This is a genomic window from Bacillus sp. AFS059628 (assembly GCF_002571225.1).
In the GTDB taxonomy this organism is placed as follows: domain Bacteria; phylum Bacillota; class Bacilli; order Bacillales; family Bacillaceae_G; genus Bacillus_A.
In genome coordinates this window covers 29,954-52,777 of the sequence record NZ_NVEC01000052.1, presented here as the reverse complement: position 1 = coordinate 52,777, position 22,824 = coordinate 29,954, and the positions used below count along the sequence as shown (strand labels likewise).

The following is a 22,824-nucleotide window of genomic DNA, read 5'->3' as shown; positions in this document are numbered from 1 at the left end:
TTTTCAATATTTCAATCTATTTAACAAAATGAAAAAGAGTAGTTCACCGCTTTATGAACTACTCTTCATCCCATTTATTTAATACGTAATTACACTGCACTATCTCTAAAAAAATATATATTAATTCCTTCCGGCTCTACAATTTTTCCTCATAAAATATAATTCTATTTGAAAACGGATCAATTACAGTTAATTCAATTGTATCCCAAGGTGTTTTTTCTATATTTGGCTTCGAATAAGCATATTCTTTATTCAATAATATAGAATGATAATCCTCTACATTACCTATTTTGAACCGAATCGCACCGCCTGGCGAAGCATCCCCATGATGTTCTGATAAATGGATTACAGCATCATGTAACGAAATTTGCATATATAATGGCATATGTTCCTCATACCGATGTTCCCAATCCCGTTTAAACCCTAAAAAATCTATGTAAAATTGCTTTGCTTTTTCAATATCAAAAATTCTAAATATAGGTGTAATCATTTATAATCCTCACCTATTTATAAACATCTGCCGCCAATTCCCTTAAAACATCCACATTCACTACTTCAAAGCATCCATTGTTTTTCTTTATAATCTCTTTATCACAAAAGGTATTCAATGTGCGTAATAAATGCCGATAACTCGTTCCTAACAATTCAGCTGTTTCTGTTAAATTCCCACTAAATACAATTCGATTCCCATGTTGCACAGCTCGTTCTCCCGCTGCTAACATGTAACTCGCAAGTCTATTTTCAAGTGGATATAGTAAATTAATGGTACTATTTTTTGAAAGTCGGTTTAATTTATGTGCTAGTGATCCACAAATACATCGTAAAAATTTCGCATCATGAAATAGTTGATTTCTCACTTTTCCTAAAGGCAAACCAACACAATATGAATCTGCCATTACTTGTACGTTTGAAGTAATCCTTTGTGAATGAATTAACTCCACATCTCCAAGCAACTGCAAGCTATCATAAAAGCATAATAATACAGATTTCCCGTTACTTAACGTATTAAACGCTTTCGCTTTTCCTTCAACAAAAAAATATAAATAATCTATCTCTTCATTTTCTCTACAAATAAACTCATTCTTTTTAAAAAATATTAGTTCCATATACGGATTCATATCATTACTAAAAAAGGAGTCAATATTATTTTGTTTCATATACTCTGCTAATTTAATAGAATTACATACTTTCTTCATAGTTCCCCCGCCTTTACAACTCATCCTCATTGTAATCAAAATTTTCTTTCTCTACTATGACATATGTCATAGTAATACACAATTTCAGCATGATACAGTCATTACAAATATGAAATATAAAGGGGATATTACATTGTATAACTTTCTTTCTGTCTTTATTGGTGTGCTCATCGCCGTTATGCTGCCATTGAATGGGATTTTATCTGAGTTAATTGGCAAGTACACAGCGAGCGTTGTCATTCACCTTGTCGGTTTACTTGCAGTTATCTTCATTTTAATCGTAAACAAAAATAAAATCCATTTTGATAAAAGTATTCCACTTTTTTTATATAGCGCTGGAGCGATTGGAGTATTCACTGTTCTTTTTAATAATATAAGTTTCTCCGTCCTTGGTGCCTCTATTACGATCGCATTAAGTTTACTCGGTCAATCCATTGCTTCCATCGTTATTGATCATTTCGGCTTATTAGGAATGAAAGTTGCAAAGTTTGAAAAGAAAAAACTAATTGGATTATGTTTCATCTCTTCTGGAATTATAATCATGACAATTTATTAATGGGGGCAAGAAAATGTTATATGTTACAATCGCTATTTTAGCTGGTGTTTCTATCGTCGTTGCTAGAATTATTAATGCGAATTTAGCAAAAGAAATTGGCAATTGGGAAGGCACTTTTTTTAATTATATTACTGGATTATTTTTCTCTACATTATTTTTAATTTTCAGCTCAGATTCATTGTATATTCCAATGCAGACGTTACAATCTATTCCTATCGCTGTGTACTTAGGCGGATTAGTAGGCGTTATCGTTATTTCATTATCCAACTATATCACTCCTAAAATATCAGCATTTTATTTAACATTACTCATCTTTATCGGACAATTATTTGCGGGGACTATCATTGATTTCATCTTGTCACATGAACTCTCAATGGGCAAAGTTATCGGTGGCATTTTCGTACTAATTGGTCTCACTTACAATTTACTCGTAGATCGCCCTGTAAAAACTGTGAAACATAACCAAGTTCAACTATAATACTTTGCGCCTCCCTATCATATATTAATAGAAAAACTCTTCATACGAAGTAATAGAGAGGAGAATATTCTATTAAGAAAATCATTTTACTGCTCGGTAGCGTATTGATTATTTTTTGTATCGTATGGTTTTTCAACTCTGGAAAATCTATTCAAGATTTCTATACAGCAAACAAACCAAAGAAGAAAGCTACTATCATTTCAACTCAAAGAGATCCAAATGAGCCCCCTGTCTTTTTAGGAAAACAGGAAATAAAAGATATACATGTCGAGTCAATTAAAACAAAAAAAGATATCTTTCTCACAAAAACAGATGAATTAAAGACATTCATGAACAGTATGGATACAGCCAAAAAAGGAAAATTAACATTAGATGAAGAAGGATCAGATTTAATAGACTGTGATATGTGGATTACTTTCGAGGATGGAACTTATAAAAAATATTTCATATGGGTAGTTGACCATCACAGTAACGAAGTGATGATTGCTCAGCAAGATACTCCTGATGATGTAAACCTTACGTACTATCAATTAAATGAAGATAGTTCTAAAAAAGTATATAACTTATTTAAAAAAATTATTTAAACGAAAAAGTCATGAGCAAATAAGCTCATGACTTTTTGCACTATATATATTCTGGAAACACTTTACATCCCTTTTCCTGTTCTATATCATGTCCAAAGAAAACAATCGGTTTCTCTTTCATCACAACTTCTTTTAAACGTTTAATTGAAGATAAGGCTAATTCCGAATCAAATCCCGCAAACGGTACTTCATCTTCAAAATTCTCTTTCGTATAAGATGCATCAATCGTTAATAATATAGGACCGGATTTTTCCGTCTCAATTAATAATGACTGATGCCCTGGAGAATGTCCTGGTGTATACAATAACCGAACACCAGGTACCACTTCATAATCACCTTCAATAATTTTGTAGTTTAAATCTGGTAGTATACACTCTTTCAAATATTCCTCTCTATATTGTGCCGCCTCATATTCAGCACGCTGTATAATAATTGGCGTATTCAAAAAAGCACCATTTCCCCCTGCATGATCAAAATGCAAGTGCGAACTAATAATATATAGAAGGTCTTCCGGCTTATATCCTACACGTTTCAAAATAGTTACAATTTTATCTTCTTCAGTCATTTTCGGCAAAATCTGTCCCTCTGCAAATGTCCCTTCAAATAAGCTTTCATTATGAACCGCACTTTCTGGCATACCTGTATCTACTAAAATAGTCCCCTCTTCTGTCTCCAAAAGATAACACCATACAGGTAAGTTCAATAAATTCCCAGGTGTGAGCGTACTATTAACAGAAGATTGATCTAACATACAACGACCTGCTGGGATGAAATAAAGCTTCTTTACTGTCATTATGTATCCACCTTTACATTTAGTTTTGGATAAAGTTCACAGTAAAAAATTCCTCCTGTTAGAAATAAACTCCTTCTCTTCCTTCACTGTTTCAATTATTATTTTTGAGTCATTCACAAATTCTCCTTACACTTTTAATTACTATTCATTATTTCCCTAAGAATCCAGAGTAATAAATCAACTGTTTGTATTTTGTAATACGAAAAAGATACACACTTAAACGAATGTTACAAATAAAAGAACCGACTACCTATATATCGAGAAAAGGAGTCGGTTCTTTTATTTATTATTACTCTTTATGTGTGGCGAGCTGAGATTATAAAAGATAATATACTATTGTTTTTTCACTGTAATATTTCCGTTATGTGTGTTTAATTTAATTACATTTTCTCCTTTTCCAATAACCGTATTTCCATTATATTTATCAAGGATATTCGCTCTGCCATTGTCAACAGAAACATTAAATTGAACATTAGTTGGTTCTTTTTCAGTTTCAATATTGATTTTTCCATTGTGAGTCATAAAATTGAGATTTCGATCCAGTTCATTCGTTTTCAGAGTAAGACTTCCATTTTTAGTTTGCCCCTCTATTTCACCTTCAACATGGTCTAGCACTATTCGTCCGTTGTTCGATTTCACATGAATATTTTGTGCCAATACATCTTTGAAATCCATAATTCCATTATTTGCTTCTGCGATAATTTTTGGCGAATTGATTTCTCTTAATTCAACACGTCCATTGCTTGTATTGATATTAAAATGTGTTGTGTTTAGTTTTTTAGCAGAAACGTATCCATTATTATTGGAAACTTTTAATGAATCATATTGTTTTTCGGGTAGATACACATTTAATGTTAATGGTGCCAATACTTCAGAAATATTAAAGTTAAACCAGCTCTGTTGTTTTTCTTTGTAAGAAATGAGAAGCTTTGAATCTTTCTCATCCGTAGCTAATTTCCTTTTTACATTAGGATTCACTTCGCCATCTAATTTTACTTTAATACTACTATCTGTTGTAGGATTGATGTTAACACGAACGTTATTCGTGTCAATAATGACGCTTGACACATTATTATTGTTAATGACCTTTTCTTCAGAAATTGGTACTGCAGCAATTGAACGATAAGTAAATAAACTTCCGATAATACCAATAAGGAAAACAATACCTGCAATGATTGAAAGGCTCTTTTTATTTATCATGCTTCAAACCACCTTTTACTAATGCCATATTGAACTTTAAATAACGAACAAATCCATTCTTTGCTAGCTTCGTTAAAAATAACATAGCAATAACAATGAAATATCCAAGTCCGCAAAGTGCTAAAGAAACAAAAAGATTAAATAGCAAGAATGTATTTGGATGTATAATAGCATCAACTAAAACAAGTAATGGTGCGCCTAAAAATGAGATACCTAGAACCCATCCTGAAAAAATCAATGCCGCTAATGTAATTGCAGGTGCAAGCACGATTAACAAATTGAAAAAACCTAATCCAATTACTGCCCAAATTGCACGGAAAACATTTCCTGTTGTTGCACTTGTTGTTACTTTCTCAATATGATAATCTGCTAATAGCTCTTTAGCGATTTGAGATGGAGAACCTAATGAAACTGCAATTTCTTCTTCGCTTTTCCCTTCCTCTAATCCGAAAGTAAAATGTTCTTCATAATCTTTTAAAATATCTGCACGCTCTTTATCAGATAATCTTTTTAGAGATATATTTAATTGTTTTAAAAATTTATCTTTCGTCATTACGTACACCTTCTTTAATTAATTGATTGACACCTTGTGAGAACTCATTCCATTCCTCCAAAAGTTGATACAAATACGTTCTACCTTTATCCGTTAGTGTATAATACTTTCTTGAAGGACCTTCTGAAGACTCCTGTAAATACGTGGTAAAATATTCTTCCTTAGTTAACCTTCGAAGAAGAGGATAAACAGACCCTTCTGATATTTCAATTCGATTAGAAATATTTCGAACTAATTCATATCCATAACGGTCTTGCTTATCCAGTAAGACAAGAACACAAAGTTCCAAAACTCCTTTTTTAAATTGTACATTCAATATTCATTCACCCTATTCTAATTAATATCCACTACTATTTATTATTTAGTACTGTTTTATAATAAGTAACTACAAGTATAACATACCATTTAGTATTGTTCATTGCAAGGTACAGTATAAAAATATATACCTTTCATCCAAAGAAAATCAAAACGATGGCTGGCCCTCTGCAGTTACAAAGTTCTAAATGAGGCTAAAACAAGCCTTTTACAAAATGGAAAGGATTCAACTTTTTTACATAATGACACTTTACCTACTATAATAAAAGGGTAAATGACTCTTACTTTAATGGAGGGAATACAAATGAAAGCAATTGGTTTACATGAATACTTACCTATTGAAGAAGAAAACAGTTTAATTGATATTGAAGTTGAAAGACCTGTTGCTACAGGAAGAGATATACTCATTAAAATTAACGCTATTTCCGTTAATCCAGTTGATACAAAAATTCGCTCTCCGAAAGATAAAAAAGAAGATGTAGCGAAAATACTTGGCTGGGATGCTAGTGGTGTTGTCGTGCAAACTGGCGAAAGCTGTACATTATTTAAAGAAGGCGACGAAGTGTTTTATGCTGGAAGCATTACGAGACAAGGTACATATAGTGAATATCATTTAGTTGATGAAAGAATTGTTGGTAAAAAACCTAAAACGTTAAGTGATGCGGAATCTGCAGCACTCCCTTTAACAGCTATTACAGCATGGGAAGGTTTATTTGAACGTTTAGGTATTGATTATAATAAAAGAGATGAGAATACATTTAAAAACATTTTAATCATTGGCGGTGCTGGTGGTGTAGGCTCGATTGCGATTCAACTTGCAAAGTGGGCTGGATTAAATGTCATCACAACTGCATCCCGCAATGAAACGATACACTGGGTTGAAAAATTTGGTGCCGATTATATTATTAACCATCACCAACCTTTACGAGATCAAATATTAGAATTCGGGATAAAAGATGTAGATTATATTTTCTGCTTAAACAATACAGATCAACATTGGCAAGCAATATGTGAGCTTATTAAACCACAAGGAAAAATTTGCTCTATCGTAGAAAATGAACACCCTCTTGAAATGGGTATTTTAAAAAGTAAAAGTGCTACATTCGTTTGGGAGTTTATGTTCACAAAAGCGATGTATGAAACTGGTGATATGATTACGCAGCACGAACTATTAAATAAAGTAAGCGAACTGTTAGATGAAGGCATTTTAAAGACTACATTAAATGAAACACTAACACCAATTAACGCTAAAAATGTAAAGAAAGCACATGTACTACTTGAAAGCGGCAGTACAATTGGGAAAATCGTTTTAGAAAAGTTTTAATAACAAAAAGTCCGATTTCCAAATGAGAAATCGGACTTTTTTACTATCTTTATTTACTTGAAATCTCCTGATCATTTGGAACATCTAACGGACGTCGTTTCCCTATTCCGAAAGCGTAGAAACTAATTGTAACGATAGCTAAGAAAATAATACCTACAACTAGTGAAATACGTGTATCATCGTTAAACCACATTCCGATTAATACCATAATTAAAAAGGCAATCGTCAAATAGTTTGTAACAGGAGCGAATGGCATTTTGAACGGATGACCTTTCATCTCTGCTCCCTTTTCTTTTCTGAAATTAATTTGACTAATTAAAATGACGAACCACGGTACCATACCAGGAAGTACACTCGCACTATATACATATACGAATAAGTTTTTCGGTGCGATATAACTTAAAACAACACCGACCGCTAAACCGATAATTACGCCAACTGTACCGAATAAAGGCACACCATTTCCAGAAAGTTTCGTGAAATATTTCGGTGCTTGTCCATTTACACCTAACGTATAAAGCATACGACCCGCACTATAAATACCACTATTACAACCAGACATCGCCGCTGTAATAACAACGAAGTTAATAAGTCCAGCTGCTGCCGTAATACCAACCTTCGCAAAAGTTGCTACGAACGGGCTACCAATTGTACTTAATTGATCCCACGGATACACAGTTACAATAACGAAAATAGCACCAATATAGAAAATTAAAATACGCCAAATTGTACTTTGAATCGCTCTTGTAAGTGTCTTCTTCGGATCTTTTGCTTCACCAGCAGTAATACCGATTAATTCCACACCTTGGTATGCTCCCACTACAAGTGATAATGCAAAGAAGAATCCTGAAAAACCACCTGTAAAGAAACCGCCATTTGACCAAAGATTTGATATGCCAATCGCTTCTCCGCCGTTACCAATTCCGAAGAAAATAAGTCCAAATCCTGCAATAATCATTAATAGAATCGTAACGATCTTAATCATCGCAAACCAAAATTCAAATTCGCCAAATGACTTAACAGAAATTAAGTTAGCTGCGCCAAGAATAACCATTGCGATTACACCTGGTATCCATGCCGGTAAGTCTGGGAACCAATATTGCATATATGCTCCTACCGCAATAATTTCTGACATCCCAACGATAACCCACTGGAACCAGTTACTCCACGCTGTCATATAACCAGCTAACGGATGAATATACTTATGACCGAACGTCGCAAATGAACCTGTACTCGGCTCCATATACAACATTTCACCCATCGCACGCATAATGAAGAAAATAAAAACACCTGCAATTGCATACGCAAGCATTACTGACGGACCTGTCCATTTAATCGTGCTGGCTGACCCCATAAACAAGCCAACACCAATCGTTCCGCCTAAAGCAATCATTTGAATATGACGTGCTTCTAAGCCTCTTTTCAATTCTTTGTTTGCCACTTAACTTCCCCCTCTTAGATGATTCATAGCTACATTTTAAAACAAGATGCTTTCCCCTAATTCCTTTCGGCCCTGAAAATGATGAAGCAAACGTCATTTTACACTAGCTTTAAAGCTATCCTAAAATCTTTTTTTGCCTCTCACAAAATTTTCAAAACCTTTCATCTTCCAACATTCTATAAATCTTAAAATTACTTACCTTATATTAATTCATTAATCTGAAAAATTCAATTATTTTTTCAATAAATTAATATGCATGATTATGTTTAATTTTTAACTGAATTAACAATAAAATACATCTATTCAATTTGATTCCGGTATGAATATTATTACAATATAAATAACCGAGGAGAGTATTTCTTCCTCGGTTTCACACCTCATGTACTTCAATCTATATAGTTGATAACGTAATTTCCCACACGTCCGATTTATATACCAACCAGAAATTTAATATATTAATAAACTACTAACTTCTTTAGTCCAGCCCAATTTTGAGACAGGAATCTTGCTGCCTCAAAACAGCGGGATACAATATAAAAGAGTCTCATTAAAAAATGAGACTCTTTTACCATTTCATATTTAACTCATTTTTGAAGTTTCTTTACCTAAAATAAACACTTTAGTAAACACCATCATGATAACTACAATAACCAGAAAATAAAGTGGCAACACGAGTAAAGAGCCCGTATGCAGCTGACTCATTCCCCAAATTGTTATCGTTACAATGACATAGTACCCTAAGCTAAACAAAGCTCCGGCTGTACCAATAACATCTTGAAAATCTACTAATGCTAAACTTAAACAGTTAGGTAACGCTATCCCAATTCCTAATAGCAAAATAAACATCGCTACTAAAAATCCAATCATATATATTATGTCTGGATTTGAGCCCAGTGAAGTAATAACAGATAAAAGGATAGCTCCTCCTGTCATTACAAGACAACCAATATATATAATCTTCTCTGGTTTATAAGTAGCAAGCAATCGTTTTGAAACTTTTGCTCCAATAATAGAAGCTGAAGCAACAACAATCCCTAAAAATCCATACATACTAGGCGATAATTGAAAGTATTCAATAAAGATAAATGGCGCTTCTGCATAATAGCTAAATAAAACACCATTCGCTCCTCCAATTAATAACCCGTATGTTACTACTTTCGGATTTGTAATTAACCTCTTCAAGACTGAAAACACATTTATTTTATTCGTTACTGAGTCCGTCTTTGTTTCGGGAAGAGAAACAAACGTATACAGAAAAATCCCGATACTCATAACTACTAAACTTAAAAATACGATTTTAAATCCAAACATTTGATCAAGAAAGCCACCAATTAATGGCCCTATCGCTGGTGTAAAAGCAATGACTGCCGATATTTGAGCAAACATAACATGCCTCTTATGCCCTTCTACACTTTCACGTAGAATCGTTTGTGTAACAACAGAGCCAGCACTTGCTCCAAATGCTTGAATAAAACGACTTACCAATAAAACTTCAATGGATTTTGCGATAAAGCATAAGAAACTCCCAGCGCCATATACAACAATTCCAAATAACATTGCCGGGCGGCGGCCAATTATATCCGATAACCACCCAATAAAAAATACACCTAAAGCAAATCCAGCAAAATACACACTTAGTGTTAACTGTACCTCATTATTACTTACATGTAGTGCCTTTGAGATGTCAGGTAAAGACGGTGTGTAAATCGTTTCACTAATTTGCGGAAATGCGACAAGAATGATCATTAACAAAAGTGATGGTACTGAGACTTTTTTCATTTTTCATACCCTCCTATAACTTTGAAAATCTCAGAAATAAAAAGACTTTCCTAAGCTACGGAACAGGAGGGGCCATTATAGAAATTCGATCATAAAACAACAAAGAAAACACCTCAATTACGTATGTTAATACTTATAGGAGGGTAATATTAACATTGATTTTTTAAATATACTTTTTCAATTATATTACATATTGCGTTTCTTTTTCTAGTGTCGAGCCTTGGAGGATTTGTTAAAAAGATAACTTGAATCCACCACCTTTTTATGGAATAATTAGAAATAGTTTGAATTTACAACTTTAATTATTAAACGATAGACTAATATATTTTAATATCGCAAGCTTACAAACAGGAGGACTTTCGTAATGATTGAAATTTTAAGGACAATAGTAAATTTCCTAATTTCTCTATTCTCAGGAGAATTACCAATTGTATATTATGTGTGGATTATCGCTTTATTTATCATGCAAATAATCCAGGCTACTCTCAGCTATAAATTCTTTAAAAAGAAAGTCAATTTCAGCACCTATATGTCAACAGAATTACTCGCTTTTATCATTCTATTGTTCGGCGGTATGTTAATATCTAAGTTACTTGCCTACATAATAGACGATCCTACTATTAGTATGACAAATATAACACATTATTTTATTTCACTTATCATACTAACTATATTTGTCTCTATTGGCTTTATTAAAGACTTTTTACTAACATCTATTAATAATAAAAATATAGCTCTTTTTACCATTTTAGTAGTGTCCTTACTTGCTAGTATACTATCATTTAAGTTTTTATCACCTTTCATTGCAGGTTCCTTTTCTCTTTCTAAATCTTTTATAACTACTTTAATTATTGTAGTACTCGGGTTAATTGCTCTATTAATTTCTTTAGAGGAAAAGTATGCAGATGAAGAGTAATTCTTACATCCATAGTGTGAAATTGGATGTCTATTCTTTTTTAACGGTATTACTAAAAAAATAACATAGTCATTGAATGGAAAATTACGTAGAAATGAGGAACTACAATTGAGCATTGAACAACAATTATATGATGCAGTGAAACGTTTAATTGACCAAAGATACCCACATGGTTGGGGCGGAGCTGCAGCAATTCGTGTAGAAGATGGATCCATTTATACAAGTGTGGCCCCCGACGTAATAAACGCTTCAACAGAACTTTGTATGGAAACAGGTGCAATTTTAGAAGCACATAAATTTCATAAGAAAGTTACACATTCTATTTGTTTTGCAAGAGAAAATGAGCGTGCTGAATTAAAAATATTATCACCTTGTGGCGTATGCCAAGAACGTTTATTTTATTGGGGACCAGAAGTACTATGCGCCATTACAAATCCGAAACAAAATATCATTTTCAAACCGTTAAAAGAATTACAACCATACCATTGGAGCGAAGCATATCATGATGAATTTACAAAAGAATGGAGTACAAGATAAAGTGAAATCTGCTCGCAAATAGCAGAAAAATAAAAATTATTCACTAAAAAAGCACCGTCACAAATGACGGTGCTTTTTCTATGTAAGAGCTACTAGAAGGTTCCCTTCTAGCCTACTCCCATTTATAAGTCCAAAATTGTTCAAGTTGCAACCATTTTAATGTTGCTGCATCTTTGTTTTTGATTTTTACGTGTGTTTCTTCTAACATCGCTTCTGTTTGGGAACGATGCGCACCTAGTGCAGCTAATTTATGCTCGAATACTTCACTAATATTATTTACAACATCCGGCTCACCTAATACAGCTTCACGATTTTTCGTAATTGCAACTGCATGAATGACTGGACGTTCTTCTTTTGGCATACGTGATACAGCGCGAACGGCAGCGCGTCCAAATGCATCGTGATCTGGATGTACGCCGTGCTCTGGATAAAATGTAATAATTCGAGATGGATTTACTTCTTGAATGATCGCTTCAATTTTATCTGCAACGAAATCAACATCTTCAAATTCTAACGTTTTATCATGGAAACCAAGCATTCTTAAATCTTGAATTCCCATCGCTTCACATGCATCTTTTAATTCTTTTTCACGGATATTTGGAATCGTTTCACGATTAGCGAATACGTTTTTCCCCATGTTACGTCCCATTTGTCCTAAAGTACCACACGCATACGTTACAGGTACTCCTTGATCTGTTAATAAGCGAATTGTTCCTCCCGCAGCAAATGCTTCGTCATCTGGATGTGGAAATACAACAAGTACATGTCTCTCCATAAGTTTCCCTCCTTCTTACTTAAATGGCGTTAAGCTTAACTCAAGTGCAACTGCTAAGCGGCCTTGATTATCGTGCCCTGCAAGTAATAAACGCTCTTTATCGTCTACTTCCCAGTGCGTAATACCTTCTGCATATACCCAGCCATGATCCATTTTCAGACCAACTCGGTATGGATTCGTTCCAGTAATCTTCCCGCGTTCAAAGCGAATAATTGCATTTCGAATGAATGCACCAACCGTCATCATCTTTTCATTAAAGTGTGACGCATACGCTCCGTTCGTTGTTTCTAAATGAATATATACATCTTTATTTACAAAACGTTCAATTTCATTTTGAATAAGAGAACTATCTTTTACTATTTCCATCGGAATTCACCTCTTTAAACCATTTTACGCAAAAATAATGTAAATTGCTATCTCTATATTAGAGGACAGCGCCCACTTTTCCTAATAATTTGCACTGTGTTTCTTTATTTTTTTACCCCGCATTAACGGATAGTAAGATTTCCACCTTAAAATCCAGCAAATGCACGTCAGCTATGTTGGAAATCAACTATCCCTAAATGCCCGATTGGTGAGGGCTGATAATTAGTGGGGATGAACAAAAATCCCACTGATTAAAGTTTCACTTTATATCATATGTAAAATCATCATTTTTTCTTTCACTTTGTTAAATAGTTTTCTTTCTTTTTTGAATTTGCTACAATATATTTTATCCCGTATGAATACAGCGAGATACATTTTGACAATTGAATACATACTTTAAAGAAGGTGACATGATTGGAACAATCAGCACATGAAGTAGCAAATTGGCAATATTATTTTGCAATTGCCGTATTTTTAATCACATATGGATTTATTATTTCCGAGAAATTAAATCGTGCTGTAATCGCACTATTCGGTGCTGCTATTATGATTATTTTTGGAGTTGTAGATTTACATACCGCTTTCACATCACATATTCAATGGGAAACGATCACCCTTTTAATTGGGATGATGATTCTCGTACATATTACGAGTCAATCAGGCATATTTGAATTTGTAGCCATTAAAGCGGCAAAAGCAGCTGGCGGAAAACCAATCCGCATTTTATTATTGCTATCCCTATTAACTGCTGTCGGATCAGCATTTTTGGACAACGTAACAACCGTTTTATTAATCGTACCTGTTACACTGTCCATTACACGTATTTTAAAAGTAAACCCTGTTCCTTATTTGATTTCAGAAGTGCTATTTTCAAATATAGGCGGAACAGCAACATTAATCGGTGACCCACCGAACATTATGATTGGATCAGCAAACAAACATTTAGATTTTAATGCCTTTTTACTAAACTTAGCTCCAATCGTAATCATTATTTCTATCGTTACACTTGGCATTATTTACTTCATGTATCGTAACAAACTAAAAACAACAACTGAACAAATTAAAATATTAATGGCATTGAACGAAAAAGATTATATTAAAGATCAAAGCCTCCTTTTAAAATCGATCACGATTTTGGGACTAACTATTTTAGGCTTTGTACTTCATTCGATTATTCATGTAGACGCTGCCGTTATCGCGATGACAGGCGCTACACTTCTTATGCTAATTGGAGTAAAAGAACATGATATTGAAGATGTATTTGCCCACGTTGAATGGGTAACCATTTTCTTCTTCGCTGGACTATTCGTTCTCGTTGGCGGATTAATTGATATCGGCCTTATTTCTTCACTTGCAAAAGAAGTACTCGACGTAACAAATGGCGATATCGGTTTCGCTGCGGTACTTATATTATGGGTATCAGGCATCGCATCTGCGACAATTGATAATATCCCCTTTGTCGCAACGATGATTCCGCTTATTCAAGATTTAGCTACAGGACTCGGACTATCTGTTGACTCTCCGCAAATCGAAGTACTATGGTGGGCGTTATCACTTGGAGCTTGCTTAGGAGGAAACGGAACATTAATCGGAGCATCCGCAAACGTAGTCGTTGCTGGTATTGCAAAACGTGAAGGACATGGATTCTCGTATATGGACTTCTTAAAAATTGGTTTACCGTTAACAATTATTGCGCTATTGTTATCACATGCTTACATATATTTACGTTATTTAATGTAAAAGTTATATTGCATGAAATTATATCGTCAAATACAAAAGGTTTGCAGCACTATGCTGCAAACCTTTTTTCATCACCAAAATATACCGATAATTGCTAATCCACCTAATATCATACCACCAATTTGCCCGACGATTGCTGGCGATAATTGAACACCTTTTCTCACTTCAACAACCGGTCTCTCGTGCCTTAATTGCTGCACTTCACTTTGAAGTTGATGTACACTTCCGTGTAATTCTTTAATTAATTCCTTTAATTCAGCGACCTCTTCATTTACTGGTTTTGCTTTTTCTAAGTTCATTTTGCATAACTCCTTATAAGTTCAATCAGTACATTGTAAAAATTCGCCAATTATTGTTTTATCTCCTGCATATTACACATATAAGAATGCATTTTTAATCTTGCATCTCTATCCATTCATCTCGCAATATCCCCATAATGATACGATCAAAACACTTCCCATCCCTTTGAACCGCTTCTCTCATACAGCCTTCCATCTGAAAACCCATTTTTTTATACAACTCAATAGCAGCTTTGTTATAAGAAATAACATCCAGACCGACACGGTGTAAATTCAATTCATAGAAAGCATATTTTAAGATAAGGTAGATCGCTTCTCTTCCATATCCTTTCCCTCTATCATTTGCATCTCCTATACCAATCGCTAATAAACCCGTCCTGTTATTCCACTCTATGCCATGAATTGCAACAAAACCAATTAAGCGATCATCTTGAACTGTCCTTACCATAAAAGAAACACTATTCGATCTCCTTCCCTTTAATAGACCATCACTTACTATTTCCTGTAAAGATTGCGGGAATGCTACATCTGTATCGACATTTCTTAAATACTCACTATCTTCTTGCCATTTGGCCATTACTTCAGCATCGTTTTCTCTCATAGCTGTTAATTTCATCGTTTTATTTTGAAAAAGTTTCATTGTCATTTCAAACTCCCCCTTTTTTAATAACGGGGATACTTATTTTAGCCTATTTATCCCCTTGTTCCATAAACTGCGTTATAAACGGGATACATACAATAAGCGCTGACATTGGCACATCTCCTCTACACGAAATTAACTTTATTGTATAATTTCCTGTTTATTCTAACAACAATAAAAAAGCCCTCCAAATTTAGAAGGCCTTCCCTAATAATAAAACTGCATTATTTCGTAAACATTTTCTCCGCTTCATCCATTGCCATTTTGTTACCTAAAGCAGAATAGTCAAGCCATGGTTGGTCATTAATAATGTATACATGCTTGCCTTTAACAGCTTTTAAGTCTTTCCAAATTGGTGTTTCTTGAAGTTGTTTAAATGCAGCTTTTGCCTTATCGTCTCTATTTACAACAACGAAAATAGCATCTGCATCAAAGTCAGGTAATACTTCTTGGGAAATGACTTCGAAAGGACGGTTTCCATCAATTTTCTCTACACCATTTGCAGGTTGTAATCCTAAGTCTTGGAATAAAATTGGTCCCATCGGTCTTTTCGTACTAAATACACGTAATTCTTTTGCAGTAACGCGAATTGCCATTACTTTTTCGTTATTACCTAACTCTTTATCTATTAAACTTTTTACTCGTTTTGATTGCTCTTCGTAATCTTGAATATATGTATCCGCTTCTTTCTCACGGTTTACAAGTTTACCAACTTGTTTTAAATGGTCTCTCCACGTACCTTCATCTAAATTGAAAGAATGTGTTTTTGCAATTTTTTCGTATTTCGCTAAATCTTTGCCAGCGTATTTTTCATCCACATAAATGTCAGTTGGCTTCAATTGAAGTAATGCTTCCATATTCGGATCCGTTACAACACCAAGTTTCTTCGTACCTTTCAACTGCTCTTTTGCATGCGGTAAGAAATCTTTTAAATCTCCACCAATAACAGAACCTACAGGTGTAATTCCTAATGCTAGTAAATTATTCGTTAAGTGAATGGACATAGAGGCGATTTTCGGGTCATTACTTTTTTCCGTTTTTTCACTTGCCCCTTCATTAGATTTCGTTTGACCACATGCTGCTAATACTAAAATACACATCATACTAAATAAAATAGTAAGTTTCTTTTTCATATGTTCTCCTCTTTGAAATATTTATTTTGTTTTTGTAAGTAAATAAAGAAAATACGGTGCTCCTAAAGCTGCCACTACTACACCAGCTGGAATAGAGTTTGGCTCAAATATAGAACGACCTATCGTATCTGCTAGTACTAAAATAATCATTCCGATAATGCCAGCTAGTGGAAGGAAATGTTGATACGTAGTACCTACTAACTTTCTTGCAATATGCGGAGCAACTAAACCGATAAAACCAATCCCTCCTGCCATCGATACACTCGCGCAAGATAATCCAACCGCTGTAGCTAAAAGGAGTAAACGTTCTTTTTGAACAGAAACACCAAGTCCTGCTGCCACACTATCACCGAGTGACAATGCATTTAACGTTTTAGATTTTAGCCATGCATACGGAGTTAGTATGAAAATCCAAGGTAATAATGCAAGGACATGAATCCAATCCCTTCCCCACACGTTACCAACTAACCATCTAGAAGCGAATGTATATGTCTCATCATTTAACTTGAGAGAGAAAAATAACGAAATTGCACTAAATCCAGCTGAAACAGCAATACCAACGAGAATAAGTCTAATAGGCAGTAAACCTTTTGACCGATCACTCGCAAGTATAATAATTGAAAATGCAGCTAGCACTCCTCCGCCAAATGTAAATAACGGTATTAAAATCGATGCATTCTCATTAATAGAATGAAAGAAAGTAACGAATATAATTAGCCCGAAGGATGCACCTGCATGTAATCCTAAAATACCAGGGTCTGCAAGTGCATTACGTGATAATCCTTGTAAAATCGCACCAGAAATCCCAAGGCCAATTCCAGCTAACATGGTGATTATAATTCTTGGCATACGATAATCGTATAGCACTGTTACGCTCTCAAAATCACCATAACCGAAAAGTGTTTGAATTACTTTGAGCGGTGCAATGCTAAGTGTCCCTGTATTTAAGCTAAGTAAAATGACAGCGATACTAATACAACCGAATATTGTAGTTACAGTAATGGCTCTTTTTTTATCTGTGGTAATAAGATCCTTCACCTTATAGCTCCCTCCCAACTTTACGTGCTATATAGAGGAAGAACGGAACTCCAACAAGAGCTACCATAATTCCTATCGCCAGTTCTTTAGGAGGGTTTACTGTTCTTGCCCCTAGGTCAGCTAAAACTAATAACATAGCACCTAATAATGCTGACATAGGAATAATGAGTCGATAATTCACACCAACTATTTTTCTAGCAATATGCGGGATAACGAGTCCTACAAATCCGATAGAACCAACAGCTGAAACAGATACACCTGCAAGAATGACTACTATAATCATCCCTAGTATTCTCGTTCGGTTCGTTTTTACTCCTAAATTCGTAGCGACGTCATCCCCCATTGATATGAGTGAAATAGATCGCCCTATCACTATCGCAAAAAGAATCGTTATAAGAATAATAGGAACTAAAAACTTCAAATGTTCCCACTTAACCCCTGCAACACCACCAGCGTACCAAAACGCTAAATCTTGACTTAAGTCATAATAAATCGCGATACCTGAACTCAACGAATGCAATAACGCGGCCATAACTGCCCCTGCAATCGTTAATCTCATCGGTGTTAATCCGCCTGATGTGGCCGATCCGATAATAAAAATGAGTACTGTACTTAAAACCGCTCCAATAAAAGAGACAATCATTAAATAGGAATATGGCATATGCGGAAAAAAGGCAAAACTAAGTGCTACTACAAACATCGCACCTGCATTTATGCCAAGTACACCTGCATCAGCTAAAGGATTTCGTGTTACTCCTTGCATAACAGCCCCAGCGACCGCAAAAGCCGCTCCTACAACTGCTGCGCCAATTACCCTTGGGAGCCTTAATTCGTAAATGATTTGATGCTGCGTTAATTTCGGATTGTAATCAAAAACCGCTGTCCACACCGTTTGCAAATGAATATCCTTTGCACCAAATGCGATGGCCAAAAATATAGATCCAATTAAACATATAATTGTTAAGCTCATAAAACATATGAACTTAATATGTATCCAGCGGTTATTGCCAGCACGTATAGTAGACTTATGTAACATGTTTCATTTCATCCTTTATATTCAGTTATTTTTTATAATTATTTTTTATTTATAATTAATATTGATAACAATTATCATTTTCATTTAGATATTATATCCCCACTTTTTTTAAATAGCAAACTATTTTTTACTTTGTTATATATTAAAATACTTATTACAATTCCCCTCTAAAACTTACAAATACATGCAAAATAGACTACTGGTTTATTTTTTTAATTATAGTATACTTAGTCATTATTTTGATTTTTCTAACAAAAAGGAGATACAATGTTCTATATAAAACAACTATTACATTTCACTTACGAGCAAGCATTATCCTGTTTATTCCCAGTCGTTATTTTCTTAACACTAGCCCTATCAAAAATCATTTCTATCCCAGGGTTATACCGCTATGATTTCATACTCATCGTATGTCTTCTTATGCAGTGGATTATGTATAAGACTGAACTTGAAACAAAAGACGAACTAAAAGTAATTACTGTCTTCCACCTCATCGGCCTTCTACTAGAAATATATAAAGTACATTTCGGTTCATGGAGTTATCCGGAAGAGGCGTATTCAAAAATTTTGGGAGTTCCGCTTTACAGTGGTTTTATGTATGCAAGTGTCGCCAGTTACATATGCCAAGCTTGGAGAAGATTGCATTTACAAATGCATCATTGGCCGAGAGCTATTTTTACAATTCCTCTAGGAGCAATGATTTACTTTAATTTTTTTACACATCATTTTCTATATGACTTTAGATGGGTATTAACTGTCCTTTTATTCATCGTTTTCTTTCGGACATTTGTAGAATTTTCATTACGAGGCGTTACCTATAAAATACCACTTGTTCTCTCCTTTTTCCTTATCGGTTTCTTTATTTGGATTGCAGAGAACATAGCAACATTTTTCGGAGCATGGCAATATCCAAATCAACGGGAGGCGTGGAATCTCGTTCACTTAAGCAAAATTAGCTCATGGTTTTTACTCGTTGTTATTAGCATTATGATTGTTACACAACTTAAACATTTGAAGGAGTCGAAAAAATAATGCTGATTATGTAAAAAAGCCCATCACTCATTAAAGAGTGATAGGCTTTTTTACCGTCCTTATCAAAGGAGTTATACATTACAAGAGCATAAGCAGTTACACATTATGAGCTACTACTAGCTGAAGAGGTTGCTGCAGATGAAGCGGCAATCGTTGCCATCATAGCTGCTTGTTGTGCTTGTATGATGACTTCTATCATTGTTTGTAAACCTGTGTTAGTAGCTTTACTTTCCTCACCTTTCTGACTTACGAACAGTTGAATAGCAATAAGAATATTCGTGTCTGTATGCCAACGGAATAATTTCTCTCCCTGCAATTTTTCAATCAACGCTGTAATAGAATGAATCTCTTTTTCTCCATCCTCAAGTAACGCTAGTAGCCCTATGGCTGGGTAATGCATCTGTTTCACTTTTACCTTTTCTTTTTTTAATGAATTCCATATGTTTGTACATGTTGCAACTAACATTTCTTCACGAACATCCTTCTTTAGTGAAAAGATATGACTTAAAAACTGAAGGTCATTCCCTTTACGCAAACCAGCTTTCACTAGTTTCTGATACAGACGTTCCACTCGGTCCATAAGCGTTTCTACATTCTCTGATTGTCCTGCTAGTAAAACTGCAAGTGGGTAATCATTTGTACTTGTAAGAAAAAAGTGATCCTCTTTCATACGTTTATATACTTGCATCGAACGCTGAATGTGCGTGCCATGCTGTTCATTTTCTTCTGTTAAAAGCACAGATGCTGCGAGATAAGTAAATATACTCCGACTAAAACCACCAGCAACCAATTGTTCATATAAATCTAAAAACTTCCGAAAAGCCTTCTTGTAATCTGTAAAGTGAATATCTAAAGTTGCGGCCACCACAAAGCGATGATAAGACTTTAAGTATGAAAACATCCCTACTTGATTTTTAATATAACTACTAATCTCTAAAAAACGTCCGAGATCAAACAATTTATCACTACCTGTATACATAGCAGCAATCATCATACCTGTTCGAGAATCACTCGTTTTCCATTTTAGTTCTCGCTTTAACTGTGTATACGTATGTGTGTATTGCTCCAACTTTTGTTCTAATGTAATCATAGTATTCACCCCTATTTCTAGTTCTTCTCTTTTATTATACTTATATTTCATGCAGGTTTCGCAACCTTAATTCTGTATTATCTTCAATATTTTTCTATTATGTAAAACAAATATAATAACTATTCCTATTTTATCAGTATTAAGATTGCAAGCGCTTATACCTCCTTTAAGCGCAACGACAAAAAGGATAGATANNTATCTATCCTTTTTGTCGTTATATTATTTCACAATACAGGTGTAATTTCGTTTTTTACATGCAATTACAACTAAAGAGCTTTAATAATACGCTCCATCGCCTTCATTTGCCCAATATGATCAGCTTCATGATAAAGCATCATGCCGTAAAGCTCACCTACCGTTTCCAATCCTAGGAATGGCTCTGGAAGTTTATTTTCAAATGCTTCTGCTGGAATTTCGTTAATACGTTTTGCTTGTTCTTTTAATTGAGCCGCTAACACTTCCAATGACGGCCCCTCTGTTTTCCATTTAGATGGTCTTGATCCATACCCAAACATACCTGGATATTCAGTTGGTAATTGTTTAAATTCTTTTCCAAACATGAAAACTTCTGCTGCCGTTAATACATGACCGATATGCCAGCGAATTGTATTGTTAAAACCCTCTGGCTGTGTATCTACAGTTTTATCGTCTAGCGTCTCCATAAATTTAAGCAATGCCCCACGCGTTATTTCAAATTGTTTTAAGCCAACTAGTCTATTCATTTGATCGTTCTCCTTCTTCATGTACCATTTATTATGAACTAAGAATGTTCAATTTATTAAAGTTTCACCTTGTTTAATCTATCAGAAACAATGAAGAAATACATCTAATATGCTTAGTAAAAATATTTAAAAGGTTCACCCCTAATAAATATAGAATTACTTACTACACAGTTAGTTTAGTAAATAATAGAGGAGTGTCAATTACATGTTACGTGTTTTTAAACAGCAATATCATCTTATTAGCTCTACAAGAGAAACTTTATTTTCGTTTTTGGAAGAAATCCCACTAGAAAAATTACATAGCACTGTTCCCAATTTCGGAAGCGGTAGCATTATAAAGACGCATATTCATGTAGCCGATTGCTATCGATACTGGCTTGGATCATTTGCATTTAAGCAAAAGCGAGCAGATTTTTCATTTGCTAGTGATGATGAAATTGAGCATGCAGATGTGGAGAAAGTCCGTGCTAGATTTAAGTTAGTAGATGAGACTGTACAACGTTTTTTAGATGAATACAATGACCGCTGGCTCGAAAATATAGCAAATGAAGTAAAATGGCAAAAAGAGCCTTGGAGCACAACACCGCTATGGCTTTTAACTCATACAGAGACACATGAGTTTCATCATAAAGGACAAATTGTATCAATGGCTCGTCACCTTGGGTACACGCCTCCTGATACGGACCTTATTAGTTGATTACCTAAAAACTTAAAATGAATACAAATCGAGCATGCTTTGAAAACCACTCAAAACATGCTCTTTAAATATGCTATCTTAATTTTTTTATAATATGATCAATACCAAATAGTCTCAGCATAATTATATGCATCACTATTCGGAATGGCATGTTTCCCCTGCGCTTGCGCCTTTCTTGGATCTAAATCATATACCATTGGTGTATAGCATGATGTTTGCCCTTTATTTACAACACCATTTCCTCCAGCACTGCCGCAAGTGTATGCCTTTCCATCTGTTTTTCTTACAATTCTTGCATCAGCTTCATTATTATATACTGCTGGGCGGGTTACAGTAACTTTTGCCCACGCTGTCTTACACGTCGTGCTAAATTTTAATTCCACATAAGAATTGGAATCAATCCATTTCTTTTCTTTCGTTACTGCGGATTGGTCACAACTATTGTAATACGGACTTTTCCCATCATACGAATGGTCTTCTGCATATGCTTTTTCATTACCAGTCGTACTAAACACACTAGTTAAAACGAGCAAAGATAGAAAAAAACATGCGCTCAGCTTTTTTAAAAGTTTCATAGCACTCCG

General features: G+C 34.5%; 27 protein-coding genes. 9 read left to right on the top strand and 18 right to left on the bottom strand.

Annotation, left to right across the window (positions count from 1 at the left end; translation table 11 throughout):
* Nucleotides 1-136: 136 nt before the first annotated feature.
* Both COL05_RS18130 and yeiL read right to left on the bottom strand, forming a co-directional pair.
* Nucleotides 137-490, bottom strand: coding sequence for a glyoxalase superfamily protein (locus tag COL05_RS18130; RefSeq protein ID WP_098669598.1), 354 nt, complete (start codon nt 488-490; stop codon nt 137-139).
* Nucleotides 491-503: 13 nt separating this feature from the next.
* On the bottom strand, nt 504-1,196 hold the full coding sequence (yeiL, locus tag COL05_RS18125) for a transcriptional regulator YeiL (protein WP_098669597.1): 693 nt from the start codon (nt 1,194-1,196) through the stop codon (nt 504-506).
* 109 nt (nt 1,197-1,305) lie between these two features.
* On the opposite strand from yeiL, the gene COL05_RS18120 reads away from it, so the two are divergent.
* From COL05_RS18120 to COL05_RS18110, 3 genes are all read left to right on the top strand, one after another.
* Nucleotides 1,306-1,752: a DMT family transporter gene (locus COL05_RS18120; RefSeq protein WP_142337552.1), complete on the top strand. Its 447-nt coding sequence runs from the start codon at nt 1,306-1,308 to the stop codon at nt 1,750-1,752.
* Nucleotides 1,753-1,765: 13 nt separating this feature from the next.
* A complete protein-coding gene (locus COL05_RS18115; protein ID WP_098669595.1) occupies nt 1,766-2,230 on the top strand; it encodes a DMT family transporter in 465 nt (154 codons plus the stop codon).
* A gap of 89 nt (nt 2,231-2,319) precedes the next feature.
* Nucleotides 2,320-2,814: a hypothetical protein gene (locus tag COL05_RS18110; protein ID WP_142337551.1), complete on the top strand. Its 495-nt coding sequence runs from the start codon at nt 2,320-2,322 to the stop codon at nt 2,812-2,814.
* A 40-nt stretch (nt 2,815-2,854) separates the two neighbouring features.
* On the opposite strand, the gene aiiA is transcribed toward COL05_RS18110, so the two are convergent.
* The 4 genes from aiiA to COL05_RS18090 form a co-directional block, all read right to left on the bottom strand.
* Complete coding sequence (gene aiiA, locus COL05_RS18105; protein ID WP_098669593.1) at nt 2,855-3,607, bottom strand: quorum-quenching N-acyl homoserine lactonase AiiA; 753 nt, start codon at nt 3,605-3,607, stop codon at nt 2,855-2,857.
* 333 nt (nt 3,608-3,940) lie between these two features.
* The gene (locus tag COL05_RS18100; protein WP_000608750.1) at nt 3,941-4,807 is read right to left on the bottom strand and encodes a DUF4097 family beta strand repeat-containing protein; all 867 of its coding nucleotides are present in this window, start codon (nt 4,805-4,807) and stop codon (nt 3,941-3,943) included.
* Complete coding sequence (locus COL05_RS18095) at nt 4,797-5,360, bottom strand: HAAS signaling domain-containing protein (RefSeq protein ID WP_098669592.1); 564 nt, start codon at nt 5,358-5,360, stop codon at nt 4,797-4,799. Before COL05_RS18095 ends, COL05_RS18100 begins: the two co-directional genes overlap by 11 nt.
* The gene (locus tag COL05_RS18090) at nt 5,347-5,676 is read right to left on the bottom strand and encodes a PadR family transcriptional regulator (protein WP_001969260.1); all 330 of its coding nucleotides are present in this window, start codon (nt 5,674-5,676) and stop codon (nt 5,347-5,349) included. Before COL05_RS18090 ends, COL05_RS18095 begins: the two co-directional genes overlap by 14 nt.
* A 303-nt stretch (nt 5,677-5,979) precedes the next feature.
* On the opposite strand from COL05_RS18090, the gene COL05_RS18085 reads away from it, so the two are divergent.
* On the top strand, nt 5,980-6,999 hold the full coding sequence (locus COL05_RS18085) for a zinc-binding alcohol dehydrogenase family protein (protein ID WP_098669591.1): 1,020 nt from the start codon (nt 5,980-5,982) through the stop codon (nt 6,997-6,999).
* Between the two features lie 49 nt (nt 7,000-7,048).
* Here the strand turns inward: COL05_RS18085 and COL05_RS18080 are convergent, their stop codons facing one another.
* On the bottom strand, nt 7,049-8,440 hold the full coding sequence (locus tag COL05_RS18080; RefSeq protein ID WP_098669590.1) for an amino acid permease: 1,392 nt from the start codon (nt 8,438-8,440) through the stop codon (nt 7,049-7,051).
* 579 nt (nt 8,441-9,019) lie between these two features.
* On the bottom strand, nt 9,020-10,219 hold the full coding sequence (locus COL05_RS18075) for a multidrug effflux MFS transporter (RefSeq protein WP_098669589.1): 1,200 nt from the start codon (nt 10,217-10,219) through the stop codon (nt 9,020-9,022).
* 364 nt (nt 10,220-10,583) lie between these two features.
* On the opposite strand from COL05_RS18075, the gene COL05_RS18070 reads away from it, so the two are divergent.
* Together COL05_RS18070 and COL05_RS18065 are read left to right on the top strand one after the other, a co-directional pair.
* Nucleotides 10,584-11,135 (top strand): DUF5823 family protein, encoded by a 552-nt coding sequence (locus COL05_RS18070; RefSeq protein WP_098669588.1) that lies wholly within the window; start codon nt 10,584-10,586, stop codon nt 11,133-11,135.
* Nucleotides 11,136-11,243: 108 nt separating this feature from the next.
* Entirely contained in the window at nt 11,244-11,672 is a 429-nt protein-coding gene (locus COL05_RS18065; protein WP_098669587.1) for a cytidine deaminase, read from the top strand.
* A 112-nt stretch (nt 11,673-11,784) separates the two neighbouring features.
* On the opposite strand, the gene bshB2 is transcribed toward COL05_RS18065, so the two are convergent.
* Together bshB2 and COL05_RS18055 are read right to left on the bottom strand one after the other, a co-directional pair.
* Nucleotides 11,785-12,447, bottom strand: coding sequence for a bacillithiol biosynthesis deacetylase BshB2 (gene bshB2 / locus COL05_RS18060; protein ID WP_098669586.1), 663 nt, complete (start codon nt 12,445-12,447; stop codon nt 11,785-11,787).
* Between the two features lie 15 nt (nt 12,448-12,462).
* The gene (locus COL05_RS18055; protein ID WP_000407039.1) at nt 12,463-12,813 is read right to left on the bottom strand and encodes a YojF family protein; all 351 of its coding nucleotides are present in this window, start codon (nt 12,811-12,813) and stop codon (nt 12,463-12,465) included.
* A 414-nt stretch (nt 12,814-13,227) separates the two neighbouring features.
* Between COL05_RS18055 and COL05_RS18050 the strand changes: the two genes are divergently transcribed.
* Nucleotides 13,228-14,553: an ArsB/NhaD family transporter gene (locus COL05_RS18050; RefSeq protein ID WP_098669585.1), complete on the top strand. Its 1,326-nt coding sequence runs from the start codon at nt 13,228-13,230 to the stop codon at nt 14,551-14,553.
* A gap of 71 nt (nt 14,554-14,624) precedes the next feature.
* Here COL05_RS18050 and COL05_RS18045 read toward each other — a convergent pair whose 3' ends face one another.
* From COL05_RS18045 to COL05_RS18025, 5 genes are all read right to left on the bottom strand, one after another.
* The gene (locus COL05_RS18045) at nt 14,625-14,852 is read right to left on the bottom strand and encodes a coiled-coil domain-containing protein (protein WP_001047302.1); all 228 of its coding nucleotides are present in this window, start codon (nt 14,850-14,852) and stop codon (nt 14,625-14,627) included.
* A 94-nt stretch (nt 14,853-14,946) separates the two neighbouring features.
* Nucleotides 14,947-15,498: a GNAT family N-acetyltransferase gene (locus tag COL05_RS18040; RefSeq protein WP_098669584.1), complete on the bottom strand. Its 552-nt coding sequence runs from the start codon at nt 15,496-15,498 to the stop codon at nt 14,947-14,949.
* Between the two features lie 218 nt (nt 15,499-15,716).
* Nucleotides 15,717-16,625, bottom strand: a complete 909-nt coding sequence (locus COL05_RS18035) for an iron-hydroxamate ABC transporter substrate-binding protein (RefSeq protein ID WP_098669583.1) — start codon at nt 16,623-16,625, stop codon at nt 15,717-15,719.
* Between the two features lie 21 nt (nt 16,626-16,646).
* Nucleotides 16,647-17,663, bottom strand: a complete 1,017-nt coding sequence (locus tag COL05_RS18030) for a FecCD family ABC transporter permease (protein WP_098669582.1) — start codon at nt 17,661-17,663, stop codon at nt 16,647-16,649.
* A gap of 1 nt (nt 17,664) precedes the next feature.
* The gene (locus COL05_RS18025; protein WP_098669581.1) at nt 17,665-18,699 is read right to left on the bottom strand and encodes a FecCD family ABC transporter permease; all 1,035 of its coding nucleotides are present in this window, start codon (nt 18,697-18,699) and stop codon (nt 17,665-17,667) included.
* Between the two features lie 267 nt (nt 18,700-18,966).
* Here COL05_RS18025 and COL05_RS18020 point away from each other — a divergent pair, with 267 nt between their 5' ends.
* Nucleotides 18,967-19,731, top strand: a complete 765-nt coding sequence (locus tag COL05_RS18020) for a DUF817 domain-containing protein (protein WP_098669580.1) — start codon at nt 18,967-18,969, stop codon at nt 19,729-19,731.
* Between the two features lie 103 nt (nt 19,732-19,834).
* Here COL05_RS18020 and COL05_RS18015 read toward each other — a convergent pair whose 3' ends face one another.
* On the bottom strand, nt 19,835-20,872 hold the full coding sequence (locus COL05_RS18015; protein ID WP_142337550.1) for a DUF4003 domain-containing protein: 1,038 nt from the start codon (nt 20,870-20,872) through the stop codon (nt 19,835-19,837).
* 215 nt (nt 20,873-21,087) lie between these two features.
* On the bottom strand, nt 21,088-21,564 hold the full coding sequence (locus COL05_RS18010) for a DinB family protein (protein WP_142337549.1): 477 nt from the start codon (nt 21,562-21,564) through the stop codon (nt 21,088-21,090).
* A gap of 184 nt (nt 21,565-21,748) precedes the next feature.
* Here COL05_RS18010 and COL05_RS18005 point away from each other — a divergent pair, with 184 nt between their 5' ends.
* On the top strand, nt 21,749-22,240 hold the full coding sequence (locus COL05_RS18005) for a DinB family protein (RefSeq protein WP_098669578.1): 492 nt from the start codon (nt 21,749-21,751) through the stop codon (nt 22,238-22,240).
* Nucleotides 22,241-22,338: 98 nt separating this feature from the next.
* Here COL05_RS18005 and COL05_RS18000 read toward each other — a convergent pair whose 3' ends face one another.
* Nucleotides 22,339-22,815 carry a DUF2690 domain-containing protein gene (locus COL05_RS18000; protein WP_098669577.1) on the bottom strand — a complete coding sequence of 159 codons (477 nt, stop codon included), beginning with the start codon at nt 22,813-22,815 and terminating at the stop codon, nt 22,339-22,341.
* Between the last annotated feature and the right edge of the window lie 9 nt (nt 22,816-22,824).